Raw genomic sequence first — 17,039 nt, forward strand, 5'->3', positions numbered from 1 at the left:
CTAATATGATGAGTTATAGTATTATTACGGCTTGTTGCTTCTTAATAATGACTTTTTCAACTATATTTAGTGTCCAAATGATAGCAGCCGTTCAAACAGAAACACCTCAAAATCTAGTTGGTAAAATTATTGCTTGCATGATTGCATTTTCAATGTGTGCACAACCAATTGGACAAGCAATCTATGGATTTATATTTGATAAATTTCAAGATAGCATATGGATTATTTTACTTGGCTCAGCAATAACTTCAATTTTTATTGCAATAGCTTCAAAAAAAATTTTTAAGGACATAAAAATTGAGCATACTGCTACAGAAGCAACTCGATAATTAAAAAATATTTATCCTCATAAAATATCCCTTTATAAAAACAGTTATCTTCTAAAACTGTTGATATAAAGGGACATTTATTTACTCACTGCTTAAAGTAATAACCGAAATCTCTGGCTTATTAAACACCCTCGGTAAAAGTGGTTTTCCACCTAAGCCACGGTTTACAATAAGCTTACTATCTTTAATCTCATACTGTCCCTTACTATACTTTGGAAAGAATTTTCTTTCTGGTGAAAGCAATCCTCCAACGCCTGGGATTCTAATGAGTCCTCCATGAATATGACCAGACAAGGTTAAGTCTGCTCCCCACTTTGCATAGGTATCAAAATAAAGTGGATTATGTGCCAAAAGTATATTAAATTCTTTTTTGTCAGTATAGCCTAAGACTTTTTCAATATTCTTCTTTTGAAAATAAGTATCTTTTTTATAAACACTTTTTATTTCTTTATAATAGCAAAGATCACACCACACTCCATAAAGCCCTATAAAGCTTCCATCCTTTGTAAGTCTAATTTTCTCATTATCAAGGATTCTTACACCTCTATTTTTCAGCTCTTTTATAAATTCTAATTTTTCCTCCCTTGAAAGTTTTGTTTCATTGTTCCCCTCAACAAAATACACTTTATACTTTTTAAGCTTTTCAGCCAAGTCTAAAAACACACAAAACTCTTCTTCAAAAGAATTTATCATATCACCTGTCATTACTACAATATCAGGTTTCTCTTTATCAATCACTTCAATTAACCTTCTATTATCTTCTCCAAAGCTTTTCGAATGCAAATCTGATAACTGCAATATTTTATATCCATTAAAAGCCTTTGGTATCTTGGAAGATGAAACATCATACTTAGAAACCTCTATATGGTTATTTCCATAATATAAACCTGCTCCAACTACAGTTGTTGCACCTACTATAGGTATTATTGTCCATATCATCTTATTACTTTCTCTACCTCCTTAAGTGAGTGTCCAGACATGACATTCCAAATCTTTGACTTAGTCACTCCTACTTACTCTTTGATTACTCCTTCAAATAAAGTTAGAATGAATCTCCTTTTTTCATATACCTATTATACTGAAAATCCTAGAAATTATTGTTACAATTAAGTGAACATATAAAAGTTCCACTCCAACTCGTTGATTTTATCAATGGAACTTACTCTATTGAGTATTCCTCCTAATAAATACAAGAAGGAATCTTTATTACACCTACATAATTTTTATATTAGCCATAAAAATAGTATTTTAAAACGTATATAAGAAGAGAGGTGAAGATAATGACTAATACGGAATTTGAAGCTAGCATCAAATTAATTATAAGCAATAATAAAGATGGTCTAGAATCCATTTATAAAGAATATATCACTTCAATTTATTCACTAGTGCTGTCTATTGTGAAAAATAAGGAAAATGCTGAAGATATTACTGCTGATGAATACCTTACTTTCCAAGCTTAATATATCTGAAAGGGAAATAGTCATTCTTCACCTAGTAAATGACTTAACCTTCAAAGATATTAGTAAAATTCTAAATAGACCTCTCGGCTCAATAGCTTGGCAATATAACTCTGCCTTAAAAAAATTAAGGAGGTTCCAATATGAGTAATTTTGATAAAGATAAATTAAAAGAAAAATTATTGCATGAAGCTAAAACTAATAAACCTGATCTATGGAATAAAATAGAATCCCAGCTTCCCTCTAACAAAATAGAGCCACCAACACAAAAAACTAAAAGTAAATTTTATATCAAAACATTTTCCAACGTTGCTGCTGTCCTTGCTTTAATTGTAGGTATTTCTATTTATAATCATGAAAAAATTTTTTCACCAGATTTAAATTTAAAGAATGCCGACTTTTTAGATATAGAAAAGGCTCCTGCTTCTGAAGATGAACGGCTTAATAAAGAACCTATTAATTATGAAAACCTAAATTTTGCTGAAGGATTAACCCCTGCAGAAAAGTATGCCCAAAATGGAGAAGTTTACTCTTCAACCCTTGATATTATTCCTTTCTCTGAAGACCTTTTAAGTGACATGACCTGGATGGGAAAGGTTACAATCCTTAACGCTTATTATAAAGATTATAAATACTATACCTTTAGTAATAAACTTGAACCTAATGGACAGCTTCATAATTGGCTAAGAACCATAGTATATGAAATAAAGGTAGATGAAATCTATCTTGAGGATGGGAAAATTAAGGCTGGAGACACCTTAAAAATAGAACAGCAATGCTTTAATGGCTGCTATCTAACAGACTCTGCCCTATTTGACTTGAAAATTAACCATCAATATATTCTTCCTTTGTTTTATGCTGGTGAGAAAATTCTTTATGAAGGGGCATTCGACTTAGAAAACTATGCTGACGGTGATATTACTCGTGATGGACAATATTCAATTGTTTATCAATTTGCACCTCAAATTGAAGTTACTTTAGATAGCGAATATATCTTTCATAGTGAGTGGAAAAGTTTGATAAACGATAAAACTATTGATGTTATTATGCCAACTGAGAATCCTGAAGAAAGCTTCTATGCTGACAAAATGAAACTGAGACGTGATGCTGATTTTATCACTGACCTTCAAACTCTAATAAGCCGATATAAATAATTGGTTGATTTATTATAAGGAGGCTTATATGAAAAAACTTTTCCTAATACCAATGATTTTTTTTATTCTTACGCTCTTATACGGATGTAACAATAAAGGAACAGTTCCTTATTTTATTTCTAATGAAGAAGTTATTCAAGAAGCAGACTTTGATGACAGCAATTTAATTATAATGTTTAATGATGATAATCATAAACCAATGCATGTTAATATGAAGATTTACTTTGACGAGAAGTTATGCCTTAATAGTGATTCAAGAAGAAAAAATGAAGCTACCATCAGCTCTAATCTTAAAGTCTCTGAAACTAACCATGTTATAACCGTTACTATAAATGATAAAATAAATTCTTATTTGATTATTGAGGCTAAAGAAGAAAAACAATGGATTATAATAGAATATAGTAGCCCTGGAGCACTCTATAATATATCTAACTCCCCACCCTTATTTGACTAATAATATTACACTATAATAAAAATACCGTCACACTGTTTTTATCAAACAGTATGGCGGTTTATTTTTAATCTGCTAATTGTATTCCAATTCCTATAAGCCCTGGACCCGTATGTACTACTAATGCTGGACTTATTTGACCAAACAAAATCTCCTTACAATCCGGAAGCTTCCCTTTTAACTCATCATATATTTCCTTGGCTTCTTCTAAGGCATCTCCATGGGCAATGGCAAGATTGAATTTATGACCTTTCCCATGAGTTAGTGCAAGGTTTAAAGCCTCACTTATAACCTTCTTTCTTCCCCTGGCTTTCTTAACTGTATAATATACCCCATCTTCATTACATGAAATTATTGGTCTTATGCCTAAAGCAGTTCCCATTACTGCAGTTACAAGTCCGATTCTTCCACCCTTTTGTAAGTACTCTAAGGTTGATACACAAAAGAAAATCTTTGTATCCTCTACTGATTTATTTAATCTTTTTTCAATTTCATTTATATTCAAATCTTGAGAAACAAGTTGTCCTGCAAGGATACCAGTTAACCCTGCCCCAATTCCAATGTTTTTTGTGTCTATAATCCTGCAATCTAAGTTTGGAAACTCTTTTGCTATCTGTGTTATCATATTATTGGTTCCACTTAGTCCGCTAGAAATAGTAACGATTATTACTTCCTTGAAGCCATCCTGCTGAATTTTATCAAACTGCTTCATTATAGTTTCACCAGTTGGTAGTGATGTGGTAGGTATCTCTTTAGAAAAATTGTCATAAACCTCTTGTGCTGTAATGTTTACTCCATCCTGGAACTGACCAAAACTGTAATTTATAGATAAAGGAACTATATACATTCCATGCTTTTCAATATATTCCTTAGGAACATCTGTACAAGAATCAATAAGAACTGCTATTTTATTATTTTTCATTTTCTTTCACCTCTACATCTAGTTTTCAATACCAGATTAACTCGTTTATTCACCCTTGTCAACTATTTCGTTAAACTTTATATGTTTTTCCAATAAAAAAAACAATTAAACACCTTTTTTGATGTTTAACTGTTTTTGATTTAAATATTCATCTTATTTCAATTTTGTTCCTGTAACGTCTTGCTCTATAAGTCCTTTTTTCATTAGAGCTCCTAAAGCTCTCTTGAATCCATTTTTACTACACTTAAAGTACTTCTTAATATCATCTGGGTTTGTTTTATCATTGAAGGTCATAGAACCACCATGCTTTTTAAGGTAGTTCATTATTACCTCTTCCATCTCGCCCATTTCATCAAGACGAGGTTTTCTAGCTGTAACTTCAATCTTACCATCATCAAAGTACTTCTTAACTCTTACTTTAAGAACATCTCCCATTTTAACATCTCCAAAGTATTCATTTTTTAAAATTATTCCTCTGAAGGTATTTTCAAGGGCGATTATAAGGTTACCGTTATGGTGTCTTCCGTAAACAGTTCCCTCAATCTCTTCTCCAACATTGTAATGAGTTGTATCGTGAAGGTATTTATCTACTCTTGTTGTTGCTGCTATTCTGTTAGTTTTATCTACATATAAAGCAAATAAATATTTCTTTCCGACTTCTAAATCGTAAACAGCTTCTTTAAATGGAACTAGAACATCTCTCTCTAATCCTATATTTACAAAGCTTCCTATTCTTGATTTATCTACAACTTCAAGATACGCTGGCTCTCCAACCTGTGCAAGTACTGGCTTCATTGTTGCCACTGGTCTATCCATCGAATCCTTGTAAATAAATACTTCTATTTCATCATCAACTTCTATTTCTCCAATGATGTTACTGTTTGGTATTAAAATATCTTCTGAAGTTGTTTTTCCCTGTGCATCCAGATAGTATCCAAAGTCACAGCTTCTCGCTACCCTAAGGGTATTAATTTTTCCTAATTCTATCATTCTCTATTCTCCTATCTAAGCTAAGAATTTCCCATAAGTTTATCTATATCCTATCCAAAACCCCTAGTTCTTAAAACCTATAACTGAGTCCAATCTATATACTTATTAAGCTTTTCAACAAACTTAATAAGGTATTCTTCTTCCAGTTCTGTAAATGTGTTAAACTCGAAGCTGTCTATATCAAGTACACCATAGACTTCTCCATCCTTTATGATTGGGATAACAATCTCAGAATTACTGGCTCCATCACAAGCAATATGCCCTGGAAACTCATGAACATTAGCAATTCTTTGAACAGCTCTTTCAGCTACGGCAGCACCACATACCCCTTTACCTACTGTTATTCTGTTGCAGGCTGGCTTTCCCTGGAAGGGACCTAAAACCAGTTCTCCCTCTCTCATAAAGTAGAAACCACTCCAATTTAACTTATCCATTATAGCATAAATTATCGCAGATGCATTAGAAAGATTGGCATAAATATTTTTTTCTGAACTTAACTGACCTTCTAGAAGAAGTAGCATATACTTATATCTATTTTCAATAGGCAGATTTTTAGCTGCTTCAATATTTATCATTACTCTTGACTCTCCTTATGTAATTCCCCCATATGTACATAATGTTCTGCAGAAATTTTTATAGATTCTATTTCTTCTTCTGTGAGTTCTCTTACTACCCTTGCAGGTGACCCTATACAAAGAACTCCACTTGGAATCTTTTTATTCTGAGTAACAAGACTTCCTGCACCAATTATTGTGTTTTCACCAATCTCCGCTCCATTTAAAATTGTTGAGCCCATTCCAACCAGCACATTATTTCCAACTTTGCAACCGTGAATTATACAGTTATGTCCTACTGTAACGTTATCACCTATTGTAGTTGGAAAATCTTGATCAATATGTACAGTTGAGTTCTCTTGAATATTAGTATTCTTGCCAATTGTAGTTAACTCATCTTCACTTCTAATCACAGCACTATACCAGATGTTACTATTCTCTCCAATAACAACATTTCCAAGTATTGCTGCATTTTCAGCAATAAAGCAGCTTTCATGAATCACTGGCACTTTCCCCATTATTCTTTTTATCACTTGAATTTCCTCCTTTACGCCTGTTTTTATTTCATCTTTTCCAATAATGTACTCAGAATTTTTAGCTTTTCTCAAACTTCATATAATTTAATAATATCATAAATACAACTTATATTCTCCAATGGGAAGTAAAATATCTCATCTGATTTATTTTCTACAAAATTTTTCTTATTACGATTTTATATGATATTTATATTATATTCTGGCTAAAATATATATAGTGTTTCATTAAAAATCAAATAAACAATTCAATTTTTGAATATATGGTAACTTCTTACATATTTTCTACCACATTTCTTTTGAAATTTCAATACTTGATTATGAATTTTATTTATATTAAAATACCATATATAGTATTAATACATAATTAAAAACACAATATATAGTGTCATAGCCGTTAGGGGGTGAATTGCTAATCATACACTTTATGATTAGCTTTTATAATGAACAATATCAACAAAATGCTTAAAAGATATTACACTAAGGAGTTAGAGAACAATAAAAATCTAACTGTCTACGATTTATTTCAGTGGAAAAAAGTTGATGTAGTATTAAAGGATTATAAAAAAGGAACGATCCTTGTGGATATGCATGACCTGGAGTTCCCTATTCACTATTCACAAAATGCATGCGATATAATTGCATCAAAATATTTTAAAAGAGCTTTGATTCCAAATGAAGTCGGATATGAAAACAGCTTGAGAATGGTAGCTCACAGATTAGTTAACTTTTGGTGTGAATCATTAAAGGATGAAGGCTTAATTGAAACAGAAGAAGAATGGCAAATCCTTTATGATGAATTAGTATACTGCTTCTTAAATCAAATGTATGCTCCAAACTCACCTCAATGGTTTAATACTGGTTTGAAGCTTTCTTACGATATCGGAGGAGAACATCAAGGCCACTTCTACTACGATGAAAACTTAAAGAAAGTCGTTGAAAGTGTTGATAACTACACTAGAACTCAGGCTTCTGCCTGCTTTATAGTTTCAATTGAAGATAAGCTTCTTGGACCACACTCAATCTCTGAACAATACGTAACAGAGACAAAACTATTTAAAGGGGGTTCTGGTTCTGGAACAAACTACTCTACTTTAAGAGCTAAAGACGAACATCTATCAGCAGGTGGACGTTCCTCTGGGGTTATGAGCTTCTTAAAGGGCTTTGATAGGAATGCTGGTACAATAAAATCTGGTGGAACTACAAGACGTGCCGCTAAAATGGTATGCCTGGATATTGATCATCCTGAAATTACTGAGTTTATTAATTGGAAGGCTACTGAAGAAGATAAAGTTAGAGCTTTAGGTAAAATGGGTTATGATGCTTCCTTTGAAGGAGAAGCTTATGAAACTGTTTCTGGACAGAATGGAAACAACTCTATAAGATTCAGCGATGAATTCATGGAGAAGGTTGAAAACCTTCCTAAAGATCCAGATGCAACTATTACTTTAAAAGGCAGAGTAGATCAAGGCATCAACAGAGATGTAAGTGTGGCTGAACTTTGGGATGACTTCAACAAAGCTGCATGGCAATGTGCTGATCCAGCCCCTCAATTTGACGATACCTTCAATGCATGGCATACCTGCCCTGGTGGAGAAGATGGTGAATTTGGTGCAAAGCATAACCGATTAAACTCAACAAACCCATGTGGAGAATATGCTTTCCTAGATGATACATCTTGTAACCTTGCATCAATTAACATATACAAATTCTATGATAAAGATAATAAGTGTTTCGATTTAGATGGATATATACACCTTATTTCACTACTTCAGTTAATGCTTGAATCTTCTGTTCACTGGGGTCAATTCCCTACAGAAGATATTGCAAGAAAGACTTACTTATTCAGAACTACAGGGCTTGGAATCGCTAACCTAGCTTCCCTTCTAATGGTAATGGGTTATGCCTACGATTCAGACGAAGCGAGAAACCTTACTGCTGCTCTTATAGGTATCCTTACTGGAGTCTCCTATGCTACTTCAGCCCGTATGGCTGAGAAGGTTGGTCCTTTTGAAAAGTATGATATAAATAAAAATGCAATGCTAAGAGTTATCAGAAATCACGGCAGAGTTGCTGGTGCTTTAAATGATGATTTTGAAGATCTTCATTATGAACCAATTAAGGTAAACCACAGACTTTTAAAATCTATGAATGCAGCTCCAATATCAGATACACTAAAAAAAGTATGGAAAGATGCTTTAACTCTTGGTGAAAAATTTGGATATAGAAATGCTCAAGTTTCCGTTGTTGCACCTACAGGAACTATTTCCTTTGCTATGGACTGTGGTGCCACATCTATTGAGCCTTACTTCTCACACTTTATCTATAAAAAGCTTTCAGGTGGAGGGTTTATGACCATCGTAAACCCAATAATAGAAGATGCTTTAAAAAATCTTGAATATACTGATGAGCAGGTTAAAGATATCGTTGATTATATTCTTCGAAAAGAGAAGGTTGATGATAACGGATATGAATATGAAAAAATTATAGATGGAAAAATTGAAGGTGCTCCACACCTAAAAGATGAACATCTTAAAATATTTGATACTGCAAATAAATGCGGCAGTGGTGAAAGATATATCCTACCAATGGGCCACGTTCTAATGATGGCAGCAATAACACCACTTATATCTGGTTCTGTTTCTAAAACAGTTAATCTTCCAAAGGATGCCACCGTAAAAGATTTCCAAAACGTAGTATTAGATTCTTGGAAGCTTGGAGTAAAAGGTATTTCCCTATACAGAGATGGCTGTAAAGCAAGTCAGCCACTTAATACTGTTTTAGAGGAAAAAGGTGATGCAGAGCTTGAACAGCTGACTTATGCAGAACTGCTTGCAAAGGCTAAAGAGCTTCAAGCTAAAAGCAACAGACCATCTTATAAGTCTTTTAGAGAAAAACCAATTGGCATTAGAGTTGGCACTACTCATCCAGCTCAAATAGATGACGTTAAAATTTACACTACAGTAAACAGAAGACCAAATGGTGAAATCTCTGAAATATATATTACAACAGACCGAGAAGGAACAATCATTACTGGACTTTTAAACTCTCTTTCAAAATCAATTTCAGTTATGCTTCAGTATCATGTTCCTGCTGCTGATATCGCTAAGATGCTTAGAGGTCAAAAATATGAACCATATGGCTTTGTTCAAAAGCACCCATACATCAAGCATGTGAGCTCAATTTCTGATCTCGTAAGTAAAATTATTGATATAGAGCTTGGTGATTATTCTCGCTGTCAGATCAAACCTGATTCTGAAGAAGCTGTGACCTATACAGATTACAGCCCAGCAGCTCCAAAGGCATCAAGTTCAACTCAGCATAAAGATTTTTCAAAGCTTGAGGGAGAACGTATCTATTCAGAAACTTGTTCAACCTGCTCAAGCACAAACCTAGTTAGAAACGGTACTTGCAAGGTTTGCAGAGACTGTGGAACAACTACTGGATGCAGCTAATAGAAAGAGCACGCCACATGGCGTGCTCTTTTATTTGGAATGTTAAATTTAAAATCATTACTTAGTTATAGTTTTATGAAATAATCTTACCTTTCCATATATACCCATACCCCCATTGCATTTTATGGTAAAATAAAAATGAGAACATTTATATTTTAGGAGGATTTATATGCGTTGTCATTACTGTGGATATAAAACACTTGACCTTATATTTATTTAAATAACTAAATATATTTATATCTTCTGCCATATGCCAATATAAAGCCAATAGACATTACCATAGCTAGAAGCTCTGCTGCCGGCACTGACAGCCATATTCCCGGCACATGGAAAAGTGGCGGTAAAATAGTAAGGCCTGCAATAATAAATACAAAAGTTCTTAAAAATGATATTATTGCTGATACTTTTCCATTTGAAAGAGCTGTGAACAAGGATGATGCAAAAATATTAATTCCCACAAATAAAAAGCTTAAGCTGAATAATGGGAATCCCGAAATTGCTATATCATAAACATTACTTCCAACCGGTGTAAAAATCTCCATCATATATGGAGATATCCATATAGCAATAAATATATAATCTAATATCATATTAACCACACCAGATATAATACTTAAAGTTAACCCAAAATTAGGATTTCCCGCTACCACAATAAAACTTTGTCCAAAAATCTGAATTACTAAAGCCGGTGCAAATAAAAGCATAATAGTCAAATATTGCTTACATAAATCAAATAAAACTTCAGTAGCACCAAGACCATATATTAATGGTTTTATAAAAAACATACATGCTACCGCTGAAACCACACTTAATAAAAATCCTGTTATATAAATTAAAGATAAATTTCTTCTTGCTTCCTTTTCATCTCCACTACCTAGCTTTCTTGCAATTACGGCACTTCCCCCTGTTGAAAACATTATGGCAATTGCCATTAACACATTAATCACAGGGTATATTATATTAATTGCAGATAAGCCATTAGTTCCAACATATCTAGATACAAAAATAGAATCGATTATGGTATATAATGCAGTTACTCTCATCATAATCACTGTAGGTGTTGCAAACTTTATAAGTGAAAAAAAGTTAAATTCCCTGCTGATTGAATTTTCTACGTTCTTCATTTTAACTTTCTCCTCTTGCTGATTTTTTCTCCATGGATTAGAATAATGTATAGTGTAACCCTATAGTCAATAGGAGCCCGTAAATATGAATATTAATTTACAAAATTACTTTACCACAGGCGAATTTGCAAAGCTGGTTGGAGTTACGAAGCATACCTTATTTCACTACGATGATATTGGAGTTTTCTCTCCTGAAATAAAAAAAGATAACGATTATAGATATTATTCGGTTTTCCAAATTGAAGCCTTTTATGTGATTTATACTTTAAAAGAGCTTGAAATGCCTCTAAAAGAAATAAAAGTCCTGAAGGCTTGATAAAATTATTGAAAAAAGAAGAACTAGAGATTGACAGGAAAATAGAAAGACTTAAACAAATGAAAGCATTAATTTCCTTAAAAGCTCAATTAACAGAAAGCATATTTAACATCGCTACTGACAAAATTTCTATTGTTGAAGAATCAGAGGAGTTATTGCTTCTCACTAAAAGTCTTCTTGAAACAGACAATAGAAGCATGGCAGTTTCAATTGCTAATCATGCAAAATACTGCTCTGAAAATGGTATTTCCTTCCCTAGCTATACTGGTGAAATGATTTCCATAGAAAACATCCTTAATGGAAATTACTATTCTTATAATTATTATTTTACAAAGATTCTTTCCCCTAAAAGTGGAACAGATATATTTATAAAAGAAGTAGGCCCATATTTAACAATCTATCACACTAAGGGATATTCAACAATTAATGAGGCCTATACAAAAATTTTGGACTATGCCAATGAAAATACTCTTAACCTTACTGGTCATTTCTTTGAAGATGTTATTCTTGATGAGTTATCAGTTCATGACTACGATAACTTTTTAATTAAAATATCCATTCGAATTCAGCAATAAAAAATACCAAACCTTAATGAAATCACCAAATCTATGCTTTGGTGCACATGAACTTACTCCCTAGAGCACTTCTTTAACTCATCACTAAAATAAGGTTTCATGTATTTCGAAGGTTTGGTATCTTTAATTTTACTCTTTAACTCCAATAGCTTTTCCTATAGTTCCCCCAAGCTTAGTCCAAAAATAATTATGCTCCTCATCTGCTTGTGAGAAATCGCCATCTTCCCATCTATTTATCACTTCTAAAAGATAATTTCTATCTGGGTAATCTATTTCACTAACTAAATCTCTTATATCACCAAGTGAATCACTATCAATAGGTAACTCACCCCATATCTTATCATTCTCAGCAATAATTTTTGTGTTTGCCATTCTATGCATTATATCGTATACTTTCTCCTCTGGATAATATTCTGGTGATTTTAGCTCTTCTTCATGCTTGTCCACTAATTCTTCTTTATCTTTATCTTTATCTTTATCTTTATCTTTATCTTTATCTTTATCTTTATCTTTATCTTTATTTATGTCATCAACTATCCCCTCAATTTCCTTTTGATTTTTTTTCGCTTCAAATTTTCCTGTTTTGTAATTCATATAATAGTTATATCCAAATAGCCCTGCACCAAGTACTATAACAATAACTATAAGCCATATTAAAATCTTTTTTAATGTTCCCTCTCCCATAATATACCTCCATATAAATTTGAATCCCATTCTATATACTATTTATACTATTTATACTATTTATACATAATTTTACCATATAACCCCAAAATAAAACAACCTTTATTCAAAGTTGTTTTATCCATATACTTATCCTTCATTTGGATCTGGTGCTGGCTTTACCTTGTCTATATATATCCAAGTCTTTCCTAAATCCTTTGACTCATATCTAGCCATCAAATTTCCACCTTTATAATCACCATCAGCACCTTGTGAAACAAGTAGCGTCATAACTTCACCATTTATTTCAGGCACATTAGCTTCTTTAAATATATCTTTCCATTCTAGTCCTATATCTCTATTTAACTGTTGCGGTTCTACTATAACTGGTTCAAAAGTCTTTCCACCATCTTCGGTTCTATATAAATTAGTATCATTTCCCTCAATATATGGATAGCTAAAAAATCCTAAACCATTTTCAAAGAATTTAGCTTCTTTTAAAATGTTTCCTCTAGGTCCAGCTCCAATATTCTCCCAAGTTTTGCCACCATCAGTAGTATGGAGTATTGCTGAAGCCTCTTGACCCATTGTCTTATCAAAGGTTATAACACTGTATCCTACATTTTTATTTTCAAAATGAATGTAACTGTATCTAGGATATATCACGTCTAATAACGGTGCCTTTTCCCAAGTCGTTCCCTCATCATCAGAAAACAAAACAGTTAATGGAACTTCATTAGTTCCACCAAATAAAAATGAAGTTTTATCTGGTTCTATTTCATAACTTCCATCTGGCAATTGATTTCTGTACGTCCTACCAGCCATTAGTTCTTCAAAATCTATTGGTACCTCAATCCAATTATCCCCCTCAGTATAACTTACAAAAAGTTTTTCCCCCTCAATTTTATAGGTATATTGAGTCTTTTCAAAGGGCTTTTCTTGAATATATTCATTGTAACTCTCTTCTTCTTCTCTCTTCCCACTTATGTCATATATCATTAATTGATAAGCAGCAGGAGACATTCTATCCTGAAGATAACACATTCCACTTTCATAAACTTCAAGATCTAAAACCCACTGACATTTTATTAGATTTCCCTCTTTAACTCCCCAATCTGAAAAATAATCAGTATCCTTCTTTTTAGGTTCAACAACAAAATCTATCTGTACAATAGCTTCATCCTCATCTAAAACCTCTATAACCCCTGGCTTAATACCAACTAACTTTTTATCTCCAGGTAGGTATTTTTGTTTAAACTGATCAGTATATCCTCTCACCCATTGTTGTACAATTGAACTTTTATGAGAGTCTGCGTCTACTTGTATTGTAAAATCCCTTTCCTTTAAAATTATAATTTTACTACGCTGAAATAATATAAAGCTTGCATACCCTATCCCCGTAATTAATACAGCTAAAATTATACTTAAAAGTATCTTATTCTTTTTATTAATTCTTTTCACTGTTCCTTCCCTTTCCTTTAAGTTAATACTTCATTAGTTGTTATAAGCAATTATATTATATCTATAGTTGCTTCTTCAAATTTACTTCCCTCACTAAAAAGTCTTTCTCTTTTTAATATTAAATATCCAAATCCAATAATATCAGCTAACATCCAGCCTATTGGAATGGCCCACCATATCCCTAAAAGACCTATTGATGAAATTGGTGCTAAGGCATAAGCTATTATAACTCGGCTTCCTAGGGACACTACAGTAAGCACAATGGACATTTGTGCTTTTCCAAGACCTCTGTAAAATGCATAAAGTAAAAATAAAAATCCTATTCCAAGGTAGCACATTCCTTCAATCCTTAAGTACTGTACTCCAATTGAGATAATTTCTATTTCGCTTGGCTGAATAAACATCAGCATTAACTCTTTTGAAAAAATACACACAACAAAGGAAGATATTAAACAGAAAACACCTGATATTTTCACTGCTTCTTTTATCCCTGTTTTAATTCGACTTGCCTTTCCTGCACCATAGTTTTGAGCTATATAAGTTGCAAAGGCATTTCCAAAGTCTTGCGCTGGCATATAGGCAAAGGAATCAATTTTAACAACTGCAGCAAAGGCAGCCATAGCATGAACCCCAAAGCTATTTACTAGACCTTGAATCATTAGAATTCCAAAATTCATAATAGATTGCTGAATACTATTTAAAATTGAATTACTCATTACCTGCTTTAACAACTTTTTATCATAATACATATTTTCTTTTTCTGGTCTTACCTGTGGAGCCTTCTTTATAAAATAAATCATTATTGTTACTGCAGATACTCCCTGGGAAATAACCGTTGCAATCGCTGCTCCACCAACTCCCATATTCATAGGTAATATAAAAACTATATCAAGCACTATATTTAATACAGATGAAATCGCTAAAAATATTAATGGCATAACTGAATTTCCAATACTACGTAATATTGATGAAATAAAGTTAAATATAAAAGTAAAACCTATTCCCATGAAAATTATATTTAGATATGTTTTAGTATACTCCAGTGCCTCATTAGGTATATTTAACCATATCAGCAATTTGTCTAACAATAAAAAAGCTACAACATTAATAACAATTGTTACTACTGCAGTAAAAACAAAAGAATTCCATATGCTTGTTTTCAAGTCTTTTATTCTTTTAGCACCAAACAGCTGTGAAAATACTATTCCACTTCCCATACATAAACCTAAAATAATCGATGTAAGAAGCACCATGAGTGCATATGCTGATCCAACGGCTCCTAGAGCATTAGAACCTAAAAACCTTCCAACAATTAATGTGTCGGCAATATTATACAGCTGCTGAATTAAGTTTCCTAATATCAAAGGTAAACTAAAAAATATCAGTGCTTTTCTCTCATTTCCATAAGTCATATCCTTCATTTTATAACTCCAACTTTCGTAAAGTATTTTAAACCCCAATAAAATGGTAACATCTCACAAGTTACGAAGTCAAATTTTTACTTTTGATAATTCAGTAGTTTATCTATTACTCCTAAATTAAGCTGAAATATAAAAGGAGATAACCTCATTAGCGTTACCTCCTTTTGTGTTTATTTACTTTTCAATAAATTAACCTGATCACTCCAGTATCCAACATAATCGCCTTCAGCCCATTCCGCCATTACAATGTTTTCCTTACCTTCTAATGGCACAACAATCTCTGAAGCCTTATCCAGATTATTATTTACTATTTTGTAAATATATAGCTTCGATTTTGTCCTTATCACAGCTAAATTTCTATTTGGTGAAGATATTGCATCAACTGCTGAAGGCACCTGCTTTTGAATTCCTTGCCATGGAATAAATATCTCATCATGTCTAGCAATTTTTTCAGATACCCTTAAGGTAATATCAATCTTTTCATGCTTAGCTTCAAAGTTTTTCCCCTTTTCTTCATTACCATCATACTCTTTTTTATTAGTTCTACTTTTATAAGCTTTTTCCTGACTTAAAGTATAAAAGCTCCATCTTCCCTGTTTTCTTCTTATAGCAAAATTAGTAAAGGAATTTATATCATTATTCTTAAGAATGCTGTTCTTATCTGAAGATAAAATTACATTGCTCATATCTGTAGTATCAGTTAACGTACCCAGTGGAATAGGCTTATTAAATCCCAAAGTGTTCAAATCTAATACATAGGTGCTTAAAATTTCTTCCTGGCTTTCGTCATTGTATTTATAGGTTCTAGTACTCATAAAATCATTACCAATAAAAGTTATTCCCCTATCAATATTAACATTCTCATTCGTAGCCGTTAATAAATCATTGTGAAATTCAATTTTTTTCCCATTCATATCCTCAAAAACAATTATATCCTTAAAGTAATTCTCTTCATTATATTCCCTTTTGTTGGTTACCTTAAAAAAACCATTTTTTCTTGGTAGTAGCAAATATGGAATCTCCTCAACCTTTAATTCACCATTTACATTACTTACCCATAAGGTTCTATATTCATTGCCCTCTTCATCTTCTTGACTCCTCAAACCTATTAAAACTCCACTATCTATTTTATAATAACTATCATCATTAATATGATTTATAGAGTTATGTACTGATTGAAGAGGTTCTTTATCTACCCTGACTAGTTGATATAATATACTGTCCTCTATTAAATATACCCCATCTTCTATAAACATAATGTCTTTAATAAAAGTATTATTCGAGCTTATTGTTAAAACCTTTATATCTTCATCAGCCGGATTAATATTATCCGGTATATATCCCATTACATCATATAAATAAGCATCTTTATTTACAACTTTTACTTTATAGCTTATATTTTCATAAACTTTTCCTATCAGAAGCACTTCCTCATTACTAAAACTTACAATAGTTCCCTCTATACTATCTTTTGCTCCCTCTGGAAGATTAGGCACTTTAACTCTTTCAATCTTCCATTGTCCTTCAATAAGAGTTTTAGTTGTTGGATTAGCTACTTTTAAATTAAAGCTTCCACAAGCTGTAAAAATAAAGGCATTTATTACTATTAAAATTAAAACTATCAGTCTTTTCAC

18 protein-coding genes are annotated in these 17,039 nt (G+C 32.3%); 8 read left to right on the top strand and 10 right to left on the bottom strand.

Annotated elements, in window-relative coordinates:
• Positions 1-5 precede the first annotated feature (5 nt).
• Complete coding sequence (locus BN1075_RS22445; RefSeq protein ID WP_235777791.1) at positions 6-329, top strand: MFS transporter; 324 nt, start codon at positions 6-8, stop codon at positions 327-329.
• An 81-nt stretch (positions 330-410) separates the two neighbouring features.
• Here the strand turns inward: BN1075_RS22445 and BN1075_RS12280 are convergent, their stop codons facing one another.
• Complete coding sequence (locus tag BN1075_RS12280) at positions 411-1,268, bottom strand: metallophosphoesterase (protein WP_040193440.1); 858 nt, start codon at positions 1,266-1,268, stop codon at positions 411-413.
• A gap of 341 nt (positions 1,269-1,609) precedes the next feature.
• Between BN1075_RS12280 and BN1075_RS21600 the strand changes: the two genes are divergently transcribed.
• The 4 genes from BN1075_RS21600 to BN1075_RS12295 are packed head-to-tail and all read left to right on the top strand — an operon-like array spanning position 1,610 to position 3,394.
• Complete coding sequence (locus tag BN1075_RS21600) at positions 1,610-1,789, top strand: hypothetical protein (protein WP_040193441.1); 180 nt, start codon at positions 1,610-1,612, stop codon at positions 1,787-1,789.
• Complete coding sequence (locus tag BN1075_RS22520) at positions 1,764-1,937, top strand: RNA polymerase sigma factor (RefSeq protein WP_197072306.1); 174 nt, start codon at positions 1,764-1,766, stop codon at positions 1,935-1,937. The genes BN1075_RS21600 and BN1075_RS22520 overlap by 26 nt, the downstream gene beginning before the upstream one ends.
• Positions 1,930-2,940, top strand: coding sequence for a hypothetical protein (locus tag BN1075_RS12290; RefSeq protein ID WP_052406521.1), 1,011 nt, complete (start codon positions 1,930-1,932; stop codon positions 2,938-2,940). The genes BN1075_RS22520 and BN1075_RS12290 overlap by 8 nt, the downstream gene beginning before the upstream one ends.
• A gap of 28 nt (positions 2,941-2,968) precedes the next feature.
• Entirely contained in the window at positions 2,969-3,394 is a 426-nt protein-coding gene (locus tag BN1075_RS12295; RefSeq protein WP_040193443.1) for a hypothetical protein, read from the top strand.
• 64 nt (positions 3,395-3,458) lie between these two features.
• Here the strand turns inward: BN1075_RS12295 and BN1075_RS12300 are convergent, their stop codons facing one another.
• From BN1075_RS12300 to BN1075_RS12315, 4 genes are all read right to left on the bottom strand, one after another.
• On the bottom strand, positions 3,459-4,313 hold the full coding sequence (locus BN1075_RS12300; RefSeq protein ID WP_040193444.1) for a DegV family protein: 855 nt from the start codon (positions 4,311-4,313) through the stop codon (positions 3,459-3,461).
• Positions 4,314-4,466: 153 nt separating this feature from the next.
• Positions 4,467-5,303 (bottom strand): CvfB family protein, encoded by an 837-nt coding sequence (locus BN1075_RS12305; RefSeq protein WP_040193445.1) that lies wholly within the window; start codon positions 5,301-5,303, stop codon positions 4,467-4,469.
• A gap of 77 nt (positions 5,304-5,380) precedes the next feature.
• Positions 5,381-5,878 carry a GAF domain-containing protein gene (locus BN1075_RS12310; protein WP_040193446.1) on the bottom strand — a complete coding sequence of 166 codons (498 nt, stop codon included), beginning with the start codon at positions 5,876-5,878 and terminating at the stop codon, positions 5,381-5,383.
• Positions 5,878-6,390 carry a gamma carbonic anhydrase family protein gene (locus BN1075_RS12315; RefSeq protein ID WP_040193447.1) on the bottom strand — a complete coding sequence of 171 codons (513 nt, stop codon included), beginning with the start codon at positions 6,388-6,390 and terminating at the stop codon, positions 5,878-5,880. Before BN1075_RS12315 ends, BN1075_RS12310 begins: the two co-directional genes overlap by 1 nt.
• 443 nt (positions 6,391-6,833) lie before the next feature.
• On the opposite strand from BN1075_RS12315, the gene BN1075_RS12320 reads away from it, so the two are divergent.
• Positions 6,834-9,845, top strand: a complete 3,012-nt coding sequence (locus BN1075_RS12320) for a vitamin B12-dependent ribonucleotide reductase (RefSeq protein ID WP_040193448.1) — start codon at positions 6,834-6,836, stop codon at positions 9,843-9,845.
• 224 nt (positions 9,846-10,069) lie between these two features.
• On the opposite strand, the gene BN1075_RS12325 is transcribed toward BN1075_RS12320, so the two are convergent.
• On the bottom strand, positions 10,070-10,969 hold the full coding sequence (locus BN1075_RS12325) for an MATE family efflux transporter (RefSeq protein WP_040193449.1): 900 nt from the start codon (positions 10,967-10,969) through the stop codon (positions 10,070-10,072).
• An 85-nt stretch (positions 10,970-11,054) separates the two neighbouring features.
• Between BN1075_RS12325 and BN1075_RS22160 the strand changes: the two genes are divergently transcribed.
• Together BN1075_RS22160 and BN1075_RS22165 are read left to right on the top strand one after the other, a co-directional pair.
• Positions 11,055-11,285, top strand: a complete 231-nt coding sequence (locus BN1075_RS22160; RefSeq protein WP_235777792.1) for a MerR family transcriptional regulator — start codon at positions 11,055-11,057, stop codon at positions 11,283-11,285.
• Between the two features lie 59 nt (positions 11,286-11,344).
• The gene (locus BN1075_RS22165) at positions 11,345-11,860 is read left to right on the top strand and encodes a GyrI-like domain-containing protein (RefSeq protein ID WP_235777793.1); all 516 of its coding nucleotides are present in this window, start codon (positions 11,345-11,347) and stop codon (positions 11,858-11,860) included.
• A gap of 129 nt (positions 11,861-11,989) precedes the next feature.
• On the opposite strand, the gene BN1075_RS21605 is transcribed toward BN1075_RS22165, so the two are convergent.
• The 4 genes from BN1075_RS21605 to BN1075_RS12350 form a co-directional block, all read right to left on the bottom strand.
• Positions 11,990-12,544, bottom strand: a complete 555-nt coding sequence (locus tag BN1075_RS21605) for a DUF6241 domain-containing protein (RefSeq protein ID WP_040193450.1) — start codon at positions 12,542-12,544, stop codon at positions 11,990-11,992.
• 129 nt (positions 12,545-12,673) lie between these two features.
• Positions 12,674-13,984 (bottom strand): WD40/YVTN/BNR-like repeat-containing protein, encoded by a 1,311-nt coding sequence (locus BN1075_RS12340; RefSeq protein ID WP_040193451.1) that lies wholly within the window; start codon positions 13,982-13,984, stop codon positions 12,674-12,676.
• 50 nt (positions 13,985-14,034) lie between these two features.
• Positions 14,035-15,432, bottom strand: coding sequence for an MATE family efflux transporter (locus BN1075_RS12345; protein WP_404989234.1), 1,398 nt, complete (start codon positions 15,430-15,432; stop codon positions 14,035-14,037).
• A 143-nt stretch (positions 15,433-15,575) separates the two neighbouring features.
• A complete protein-coding gene (locus BN1075_RS12350) occupies positions 15,576-17,039 on the bottom strand; it encodes a hypothetical protein (RefSeq protein WP_040193454.1) in 1,464 nt (487 codons plus the stop codon).

It is taken from the genome of Clostridium culturomicium, from assembly GCF_000821305.1.
Lineage (GTDB): Bacteria > Bacillota > Clostridia > Clostridiales > Clostridiaceae > Clostridium_J > Clostridium_J culturomicium.

Excerpts from the sequence above, each read along its gene's own strand:
- BN1075_RS12300 (WP_040193444.1), bottom strand. The coding sequence starts at position 4,313 with ATGAAAAATAATAAAATAGCAGTTCTTATTGATTCTTGTACAGATGTT.
- BN1075_RS12320 (WP_040193448.1), top strand. The coding sequence starts at position 6,834 with ATGAACAATATCAACAAAATGCTTAAAAGATATTACACTAAGGAGTTA.
- BN1075_RS22445 (WP_235777791.1), top strand. The coding sequence starts at position 6 with ATGATGAGTTATAGTATTATTACGGCTTGTTGCTTCTTAATAATGACT.
- BN1075_RS21605 (WP_040193450.1), bottom strand. The coding sequence starts at position 12,544 with ATGGGAGAGGGAACATTAAAAAAGATTTTAATATGGCTTATAGTTATT.
- BN1075_RS21600 (WP_040193441.1), top strand. The coding sequence starts at position 1,610 with ATGACTAATACGGAATTTGAAGCTAGCATCAAATTAATTATAAGCAAT.
- BN1075_RS12310 (WP_040193446.1), bottom strand. The coding sequence starts at position 5,878 with ATGATAAATATTGAAGCAGCTAAAAATCTGCCTATTGAAAATAGATAT.
- BN1075_RS12290 (WP_052406521.1), top strand. The coding sequence starts at position 1,930 with ATGAGTAATTTTGATAAAGATAAATTAAAAGAAAAATTATTGCATGAA.
- BN1075_RS22165 (WP_235777793.1), top strand. The coding sequence starts at position 11,345 with ATGAAAGCATTAATTTCCTTAAAAGCTCAATTAACAGAAAGCATATTT.
- BN1075_RS12295 (WP_040193443.1), top strand. The coding sequence starts at position 2,969 with ATGAAAAAACTTTTCCTAATACCAATGATTTTTTTTATTCTTACGCTC.
- BN1075_RS22520 (WP_197072306.1), top strand. The coding sequence starts at position 1,764 with ATGAATACCTTACTTTCCAAGCTTAATATATCTGAAAGGGAAATAGTC.
- BN1075_RS12280 (WP_040193440.1), bottom strand. The coding sequence starts at position 1,268 with ATGATATGGACAATAATACCTATAGTAGGTGCAACAACTGTAGTTGGA.
- BN1075_RS12305 (WP_040193445.1), bottom strand. The coding sequence starts at position 5,303 with ATGATAGAATTAGGAAAAATTAATACCCTTAGGGTAGCGAGAAGCTGT.
- BN1075_RS12325 (WP_040193449.1), bottom strand. The coding sequence starts at position 10,969 with ATGAAGAACGTAGAAAATTCAATCAGCAGGGAATTTAACTTTTTTTCA.
- BN1075_RS22160 (WP_235777792.1), top strand. The coding sequence starts at position 11,055 with ATGAATATTAATTTACAAAATTACTTTACCACAGGCGAATTTGCAAAG.